Raw genomic sequence first — 2250 nt, forward strand, 5'->3', positions numbered from 1 at the left:
TTGCACCATTAGCATCTTCTCTCCAGAAATGTTGCCACGAATAGCCACCTACAAGATCAATTTTTGAATCAAACTGCTCTAAATCTTTTTTATAATTTAAATAGAATTCAACCAGTTCGTTTTTCTTTTCTTGTGAATAAGTCTTTTTAGAACCATTTCCGTTATTGGATTCAGTCCAAGCAGATGCAGCATCCTCAATGACATCACCTTCTGATTTTGAATAATCGTATGCCACATTCAAGTTGGCTCTAAGCTCAGGTAGGAAATGGAACTTATAGTCCAATTGAGTATTACCAATGAAACGTTTTACTTCAGAGGTGTTACTTTTTTGATTTAAAAGAGCCAATGGATTTGTAGGTGCCAATACGTCTCTAACATCACCATTGAAGTAAGTATAGTAGTTACCGTATTTGTCGTATTTAGTGTCGTCTGATTTTACAGGTCGGCTTGGATCAAATGCAAGGGCACTACCTATTGCTCCTGTATCAGCAAAACGATTCTTAATATATAAACCTTTTGCGTTAATGTTTACTTTCAAGTGATCTTCAAAGAAAGTTGGATTTAAGGTTAGCGCACCCGTGTAACGTTCCAGATTTGAGGTTTTTAAGATGCCTTCCTGATCAGTATATCCAATAGAAACACGGTAAGGTGTATTGTATTCTGAACCAGAGAAGTTAATGTTGTGGTCGTGACTGATTGACGTTTCAAAGATTTCCTTTTGCCAGTTAGTATTTTCTGTGCCTAACAGATCAATTTTGTCAGGGTAATATTGTTGAATGACTTCTCCTAACTCATCGGTATTAAGTAGATCAATTTGTTTTGCAACCGTGTTTATAGAAACATTTCCAGAGTAATTTACTTTAAAATCCTGTCCCTTTTTACCTTTTTTGGTTGTTACAAGAATAACACCATTAGAAGCTCTTGAACCATAAATCGCTGTTGCCGAGGCATCTTTTAATACGGTAAATGATGCAATATCGTTCGGATTAATCGTGTTTAATGGGTTACGCATACCCGAAACGGCATCACTACTTATAGGCACACCATCAATTATAATCAGTGGATCATTACTGGCAGAGAGAGAGGATCCTCCTCGAATACGAATGGTTGAACCAGAGCCTGGAGCACCTCCTCCTGAAGTAATGGTTACACCCGGCATTTTACCCGTTAGCAGTTCTTGAGGTGAAGAAATGGATCCTTTATTAAAGTCATCTGAATTAATAGCAATGACAGAACCAGTTGCATCTTCTTTTTTAACCTGTCCGTAACCAATTATCACAACTTCGGAAAGGTTTTCGACGTCCGCACCTAAAACAATATTAAATTGAGTTTGATCGCCAACCAGTATTTCCTGACTTTTGTATCCAATGAATGAAAATACTAAAGTGGAAGAGGCATCGGCATTGATGGAAAAGTGACCATCTATATCGGTACTTGTACCTGTAGTAGTCCCTTTAACGACTACAGAAACACCTGGGATTCCCATGCCATCGTTTGCGTCAGTGACTGTACCAGTTACTGCTTTTTCCTGAGCTCGTATTATGGTAAAAGAACAGACCATAACCAGCAAGAGAAGCAGTTTTCTGAACATGCTAATGTTAAGTTTCATAAATATAAGTTTAATGTAAATAAGAAGTTTGAGATAATGATGGCTTTGAGGTAGAACTTCATTTTAAATCGTTTTCGATAAAAGTACTGACCTGTTCCATTATTCTATCCTGTTTTTGATTTAGTAAGCCTATTACAATTATTGAACTCAATGTTTCCGACTATGAATCTTCCTTTTATTGTAAATTAGTTGTTATCTAAATCTAATATTAGCCTTAATTATTTCGGTCATAAAGGTAAAAGCGCGTCATTAATCATTTAATTGAATGAATATGAAAGAGCTCTTAAATCGTCGCAAACGTCACCGCAAACGCGTGATATTTTAATATGCATATGTTTAAATATGTGTATCGGGTGTGTGCTCAATATTAATTGTTGATTTATTCTTATATTTACGCTTGAAGGTGGGGAATCAATATCTTGTTAAAGTAATATTTTGCGGGTTATTAAGACCATATTGGAATATGTTATTTTAGTAAAAAAAGAAAATATATGAGAAGTGGACAGGTAACGATTAAGGATATTGCTAAAGAATTAGGTATTTCAGCTTCAACTGTTTCAAGAGCTTTAAAAGACCATCCGGATATAAGTGTGAAAACGAAAGAGGCGGTCAACGCTTTGGCTAAGGCCTGGCATTATAAA

2 protein-coding genes are annotated in these 2250 nt (G+C 35.9%); one reads left to right on the forward strand and one right to left on the reverse strand.

Features of this window, described 5'->3' with window-relative positions; all coding sequences use genetic code 11:
- Positions 1-1609: SusC/RagA family TonB-linked outer membrane protein (locus tag ABY905_RS16595; protein WP_372645893.1), on the reverse strand; the 1609-nt coding region annotated here is incomplete at its 3' end.
- Between the two features lie 491 nt (positions 1610-2100).
- Here ABY905_RS16595 and ABY905_RS16600 point away from each other — a divergent pair.
- Positions 2101-2250: LacI family DNA-binding transcriptional regulator (locus ABY905_RS16600; RefSeq protein WP_372645895.1), on the forward strand; the 150-nt coding region annotated here is incomplete at its 3' end.

The organism is Ancylomarina sp., assembly GCF_041555295.1.
Taxonomy (GTDB): Bacteria; Bacteroidota; Bacteroidia; order Bacteroidales; family Marinifilaceae; genus Ancylomarina.